We start from the raw sequence: 6,658 nt of genomic DNA, 5'->3' as shown, positions 1-6,658 counted from the left end.
ATGCCCGACGCTGGGCCCTCCTTCGCGCCCAGGCCCGGAACTCCCCCGGACGGCCGCGGAAGCCTCCCTTCCGAGCGGGCGGACGGAACGACTCCATTGACACCCGGGGGGGGAGCGGCGCATCATCGGGAGGCCTGCTCGCCGCTTCGCTTCCGCATTCCTTTTCCGTCGTTCCCGCGCGATGCTCGCGGCGCGGCGGGGAGTACGCTCCAGACCCCGGGAGCGACACCTGGCGGCTTCCACCTGCACCTTCCCTTTCCCATGCCGACCGCGCGTGCACACTCCTCTTCGGCCACAGATCATTCAACTCCTTCGGCGGTGCGGGTGATGCGCCCCGCGCGCTCGGTGCCGCTGCGCGAGCGGCGCCGCCGCATCCAGCGGTTCTTTCGCACCGTGGTGCGCGAGGTCGTGGTTTCGGAGATGCTGCTGACCCTTCCGTTCCTGCGGCGCTTCCGCGCTCCCGGGCTCCCGCGGTGGCAGCGGCTGGCCGCCGAGTACCGCGAGATGGCGGTGGAGCTGGGCGGGCTCTGGATCAAGCTGGGCCAGTTCCTCAGCACCCGGGTGGACATCCTTCCGCCGCAGCTGACGGAAGAGCTGGCCAGCCTGCGCGACCAGGTTCCCCCTGTCCCCCTGGAGGCGATCACCGGGCAGATCGAGGCGGACTTCGGGCGGCCGGTGGGGGAAGTGTTTCCCTGGTTCTCGCCGGAGGCGATCGGCTCCGCCTCGCTGGCGCAGGTGCACCGGGCACGGCTCCCGTCCGGGAGCGTCGTCGCGGTGAAGGTGCTCCGGCCGGGGGTGGAGGACCAGCTGGAGCTCGACATCGAGGTGATGGCCAAGGCCGTGCGGCGGCTGCGCCACCTGAAGGTGGTGCGCCAGCGCGTGGACCTGGACGTTCTCTTCACCGAGTTCGCCACCGTCAGCCGCAAGGAGGTGGACCTGGCGCTGGAGGGGCGGAACATCGAGCGCTTCGGCCACGAGTTCGCCGCGGACCCGCAGGTGCACGTCCCCGCCGTGTACTGGGACTACTCCGCCCGGCACGTGCTCACGCTGGAAGAGGTGAGCTACATCCGCCTGGACGACTTCCACCGGCTGGAGGCGGCGGGGATCAGCCGGGCCGCGGTGGCGCGGAAGGTGTTCGCGCTCTACCTGCAGCAGTTCTTCGTCACCCACTTCGTCCACGCGGACCCGCACCCGGGAAACATCTTCATCCGCCCGCTTCCGCACGCCGTCCCCGCGGGGGAGGGGGGCGCGGAACCCGACGGCTGCCCCTTCCAGGTGGTGTTCGTGGACTTCGGGATGGTGGTGGAAATCCCGGAGCGCCTGCGCCGGCCGCTGCGCGACTACGCCATTGGCCTGGGAACGCGCGACGCTCGCCGCGTCCTGCGTGCCTACCTGGACGCGGGAACCGTTCTCCCCGGCGCGGACCTTTCGCGCATGGAGGCGGTCCTCCAGATCCAGCTGGACCGCTACTGGGGAACCTTCCTGGGGCTGCTGGGCGACCTGAAGCTGGAGGAGGCGGGCACGGGCGAGCAGCTGGTGCGCGAGTACCAGTCGCTCATGCGCGAGGCGCCGCTGCAGTTCCAGTCGGAACTGCTGTTCGTGGCCCGCGCCATGGGCGTGGTGGCGGGGATCATCGCCCGCCTGGACCCTCACTTCAACCCCGGCGGCGAGATCGTTCCCGTCACCCGCCACCTGCTCAAGGAAGAGCTGCAGCACAACGCGCAGGGGTGGATGCAGGAGTCCGTGCACTTCGGCCGCCTGGCGCGCCTTCCGCGCCTGCTGGACGACGTCCTGAGCCAGGCGCAGCAGGGGGGATTGATCATCCGCAACGCCCCCACCCCCGAGGGCGAGCGCGTGCTGCGCCGGCTGGAAGGCCGCATCCACGGCCTCGCCTGGGTGGCGGCGGGGAGCGGCCTTCTCCTTTCGGGCGTGCTCTGGCACGCCGCACACCTGCTTGCCCGGACCCCGCCCGACCGCTACGGCGCCGCGATGATCGGCGCCGCCCTCCTTTGCCTTGCCCGCGGCCTGCTGCGCCGCGGCTGACCTCCCCGCCGGCGGGGCCGAACCGGCCCCGCATCCGTGCGTCCAATGCCCCTTTGCTGTCGCAAAGAGGCTTGGCCGTGTTCACTCCGCACCCCCGGGCGACGCAGCATTTTCCTAACTGCGTGCCAGGAGGGGGGTTGAAAAAAGCACAAAAAATATGTTGCTATTCGTCGCTAAAGGTATTACGATAGTGATACCGTAACGGGGAGCAGTCATCCTCCCCGCTGCGCAGTGGAACACCGTGCTGTTCTTCCCCGCTTCGCCTTCCCTTACGCCTCATCGATAGACGCGCCCATGAACAGCTCTGTTTCTCTCCCCGGCGCAATGAGCGTGGCCGCCTCGCCGCCCATGGAGCCCGTCATCGTGCGGGGCGGCAGCCTGACGATCGACGTGGTGGCGCGCGTGGCGCGGGGGGGCGCCCCGGTCAGGCTCACCCACGAGGAGAAGGTGCTGGACGCCGTGCGCGCCTCGGCCGGGTACGTGATGGCCGCCGTGGAGGCGGACGAGCCCATCTACGGCGTGACCACCGGGTTCGGCGGGATGTCGAACGTGGTGATCCGCAGGGAAGACGCGACCGCGCTGCAGAACAACCTTCCCTGGACCCACAAGACGGGGGCGGGCCGCCCGCTGCCGCTGGACGACGTGCGCGCGTGCATGCTGCTGCGCGCCAACGTGCTGCTGCACGGGGTGTCGGGGATCCGCCTGGAATTGATCGAGCGGATGCTGGCCTTTCTGAACGCGGGCGTCACCCCGCGCGTGCACAGCCTGGGCTCCATCGGCGCCAGCGGCGACCTGGTGCCGCTGGGGTACCTGGCGGGCTCGCTGGCCGGGGTGGACGACTCGTTCCGGGTGGACTTCCGCGGCGAAGAGATGGGCGCGGTGGCGGCGCTGGAGCGGATGGGGCTGCCGCGGCTGCGGCTGAACCCCAAGGAGGGGCTGGCCATCATGAACGGCACCTCGGCCATGTCGGCGATCGCGGCGAACTGCGTGTACGACGCCCGCCTGATGTTGGCGCTGACCCTGGGGGCGCACGGGCTGTTCTGCCAGGGGCTGATGGCCACCAACCAGTCGTTCCACCCCTTCATCCACCGACACAAGCCGCACGCCGGGCAGCGCTGGGCGGCCGCGGAGATGCTGCACCTGCTGGCCGGGTCGCACCTGGTTCGCGACGAGATGCGCGGCCAGCACGACCACCGCCACCAGTCGCTCATCCAGGACCGCTACTCCTTGCGCTGCCTGCCGCAGTATCTGGGGCCCATCGTGGACGGGATCGCGCGGATCGGCCACGAGGTGGAGGTGGAGATGAACGCGGTGACCGACAACCCGCTGGTGGACGTGGAGAACGCCGCCATCTACCACTGCGGCAACTTCCTGGGGGAGCACATCGGCATCGCGATGGACCAGCTGCGCTACTACATGGGGCTGCAGGCCAAGCACCTGGACACCCAGATCGCGCTGCTGGTGTCGCCGGAGTTCAGCCACGGGCTGCCGGCCTCGCTGGTGGGGAACCCCGACCGCAAGGTGAACATGGGGCTGAAGGCGCTGCAGCTGACGGGCAACTCCATCATGCCGCTGCTCTCCTTCTACGGAAACAGCCTGGCCGACCGCTTTCCCACGCACGCCGAGCAGTTCAACCAGAACATCAACAGCATGGGCTTCGGCTCGGCGAACCTCACGCGGCAGTCGCTGGAGCTCTTTCACCAGTACATGGCGGTGTCGCTGATGTTCGGGGTGCAGGCGGTGGACCTGCGCACGCACGAGGCCAGGGGGCACTACGACGCCCGCGCCTGCCTTTCGGCCCCCGGCGCGCGTCTGTACGAGGCGGTTCGCGAGGTGGTGGGGCGCCCGCCCTCGGCCCGGCGCCCGTACGTGTGGAACGACGACGAGCAGGCGCTGGACGAGCACATCGCGCGGCTGGCCGGCGACATCGCCCGCGGGGGGAGGCTGGCCGAGGCCGTGGGCGACACGCTGGAGCGCCTGGCCGCCCACGCGGGACGCACTCCCGCCTCCGGCCCCGCCCTGGCGGGCGCGGACGCCTTCTAGCGCCGCGGCGGACGCGCATGCACGCCATGAACCTGGCCCGGCACGTGGAGCGGGGTGCCGCGGAGCACCCCGAGCGCCCGGCGCTCCTCTTCGAAGGGGACGCGTGGAGCTACGCCGCGCTCGACGCGCAGGCCAGCCGCGCGGCCGCGGCGCTGGCGCGGCTGGGGATCGGGCCCGGCGACCGGGTAGCCATCTGGCTTCCCAACCTTCCCGAGTGGGTGTTCGCCTACTTGGGCGCCCTGAAGGCGGGCGCCGTGGCGGTGTCGCTGAACGCCTCGCTCCGCGGTGAGGAGGCGGCCTTCATCCTGGCCGACAGCGGGGCGCGGGTGCTGGTGACCACCGCCGCGCTCCTCCCCCTGGTTCCCCGCGATCGCCTTCCCGCGCTGGAGGCGGTGATGGTGGCGGGCGAGGATGAGGCGGGTGCCCCGTCGTTCGCCGCGCTGCTGGCGGCCGCCCCGGCGGACGCGCGCGCGGTGCACCTGCCGCCCGACGCGCCCGCCGCGATCGTGTACACCTCCGGGACCACGGGTACGCCGCGCGGCGCCACCCTGTCGCATGCCAACGTGGTCTTCAACGCGCGGGCCAAGCAGCGCCACCTGGGCATCGGCCCCGATGACCGCATGCTCCTGTTCCTTCCGCTCTACCACTGCTTCGGGCAGAACGCCGTGCTGAACGCGGCACTGCAATCCGGCGCCACGGCGGTGCTGCACCGCCGCTTCGAGGTGGAGCCGGTGCTGCGTTCGATCGCGCGCGACGGGGTCACCATGTTCTTCGGGGTTCCCGCCACCTTTCAGCTCCTGGCCGAGCGCGCCACCCCCGACGAGCTGCGACCGGTGCGCTACTTCTTCTCCGCCGCGGCCATCCTTCCCCTGGCCACCGAGCTGCGCTGGCGGGAAAAGTTCGGCCGCCCCGTGCACCAGGGGTACGGCCTGACGGAAACCTCTCCCTTCGCCAGCTACAACCACTCGCACCGGTACCGTCCCGGCTCCATCGGCACGCCCGTGGAGGGGGTGGAGATGCGGGTGGTCTCCGTGGAGGACGGGCGCGAGGTGCCGCCCGGGGAGGCGGGGGAGATCGTGGTGCGCGGCCCCAACGTGATGCTGGGCTACTGGCGGCGTCCGGAAGAGACGGCGCAGGTGATCCGCGGGGGGTGGCTGCACACCGGCGACATCGGCCGGATGGACGACGAGGGCTACTTCTACGTCGAGGACCGGCTGAAGGACCTGGTGGACGTGGGGGGGAGCAACGTGTATCCGGCGGAGGTGGAGAACGTACTGCACCGGCACCCCGCGGTGGCCGAGGCGGCGGTGTACGGGGTGCCCGCGGCGGTGCTGGGAGAGCAGGTGCAGGCCGACGTGGTGCCGCGCCCCGGGAGCGAGGTGAGGGAAGAAGAGCTCCTGGCCTTTTGCCGCGCGCACCTGGCGCCGGTGAAGGTGCCCGCGCGCGTTCGCCTGGTGGCCTCGGTCCCACGCAGCCCCACGGGAAAGGTCCTGAAGCGGGTGCTGAGGGAGGAGCACTCCGTCGCCGCGCGGGGCACGCCGCGGCCCGCCGTCTCCGCCGCGGCCATCCTGGACTGGCTGGAGTCGTGGCTGCGTGCGCACCTGGGGATCCAGGGTGCCCTGTCGGCCGACGTGCCGCTGCGCGAGTACGGGCTGGATTCGCCGCGCGCGGTGCTCCTGGCCGCGGGGCTGGGCGAGTGGCTGGGCCTTTCGCTTCCCGTGACGCTGGCCTGGAGCCATCCCACCCTGGGCCACCTGGCGCGCTTCCTGGCGTCGGAGGTGGGCGTTTCCGCCGCCGCCGCGGGCACCCCCGCGCCGCCTCCGTCTCCGTCCCCGTCCCCGTCTCCGGACGAGGACCGGGCCGCCCTGGATGCGCTTTCCGAGGGCGAGTTGGCCGGCCTGCTGGCGCGGGAGCTCGCCACCCTGCACCAGGGGAGCGCCCGATGAACGGGCGGCCGGCCGAGCCCGACGCCCGCGCCGTGCTGGCCGACGCGCTGCTGGAGCTGCGGCGGCTGCAGACGAAGATCGGCGCGCTCGAGGCGGCGCGCACGGAGCCGATCGCCGTCGTCGGCGTGGGATGCCGCTTTCCGGGCGGGGCGGATGGGCCGGACGCGTTCTGGCGGCTGCTGCGCGAGGGGCGCGACGCCATCGGCGAGGTGCCGGCGGAGCGCTGGGACGCGGGCGCCTTCTACGACCCCGACCCCGAGGCGCCCGGGAAGATGTACACGCGCCAGGGCGGGTTCCTGGGCGGCATCGACGGGTTCGATCCGCGGTTCTTCGGGATCGCCCCGCGCGAGGCCGCCAACCTGGACCCGCAGCACCGGCTGCTGCTGGAGGTGAGCTGGGAGGCGCTGGAGCACGCCGGGATCTCGCCTCCCGGGCTGGCGGGGACCCAGACGGGCGTGTTCACGGGGCTGTTCCTGGACGAGTACGCGCAGCAGCGGTACTACCGCGACGACCCGGAGCACATCGACACCTATCGCGGGCTGAGCGTGCTGCGCAGCCTGGCGGCCGGGCGCCTGTCGTACCTGCTGGGCGTGCACGGCCCGTCGATGCAGCTGGACACCGCCTGC

Annotated in this window: 4 protein-coding genes; all 4 read left to right on the top strand. The window is 71.8% G+C overall.

Annotated features, from left to right (window positions below; all coding sequences use genetic code 11):
• Positions 1-327: 327 nt before the first annotated feature.
• Complete coding sequence (locus VIB55_RS25295) at positions 328-2,043, top strand: ABC1 kinase family protein (RefSeq protein ID WP_331879477.1); 1,716 nt, start codon at positions 328-330, stop codon at positions 2,041-2,043.
• A 294-nt stretch (positions 2,044-2,337) separates the two neighbouring features.
• Positions 2,338-4,086 (top strand): aromatic amino acid ammonia-lyase, encoded by a 1,749-nt coding sequence (locus tag VIB55_RS25290; RefSeq protein ID WP_331879476.1) that lies wholly within the window; start codon positions 2,338-2,340, stop codon positions 4,084-4,086.
• Between the two features lie 17 nt (positions 4,087-4,103).
• A complete protein-coding gene (locus tag VIB55_RS25285) occupies positions 4,104-6,032 on the top strand; it encodes a long-chain-fatty-acid--CoA ligase (RefSeq protein ID WP_331879475.1) in 1,929 nt (642 codons plus the stop codon).
• A partial coding sequence (locus VIB55_RS25280) for a polyketide synthase (RefSeq protein ID WP_331879474.1) occupies positions 6,029-6,658 on the top strand: 630 nt, incomplete at its 3' end. The genes VIB55_RS25285 and VIB55_RS25280, both read left to right, overlap by 4 nt.

Origin of the sequence: Longimicrobium sp., from assembly GCF_036554565.1 — a bacterium.
Lineage (GTDB): Bacteria > Gemmatimonadota > Gemmatimonadetes > Longimicrobiales > Longimicrobiaceae > Longimicrobium.
This window is presented reverse-complemented; position numbering and strand designations above follow the sequence as displayed.

What these genes read in the sequence shown, in the direction of transcription:
- VIB55_RS25290 (WP_331879476.1), top strand. Translation starts at nt 2,338, where the DNA reads ATGAACAGCTCTGTTTCTCTCCCCGGCGCAATGAGCGTGGCCGCCTCG.
- VIB55_RS25285 (WP_331879475.1), top strand. Translation starts at nt 4,104, where the DNA reads ATGCACGCCATGAACCTGGCCCGGCACGTGGAGCGGGGTGCCGCGGAG.
- VIB55_RS25295 (WP_331879477.1), top strand. Translation starts at nt 328, where the DNA reads ATGCGCCCCGCGCGCTCGGTGCCGCTGCGCGAGCGGCGCCGCCGCATC.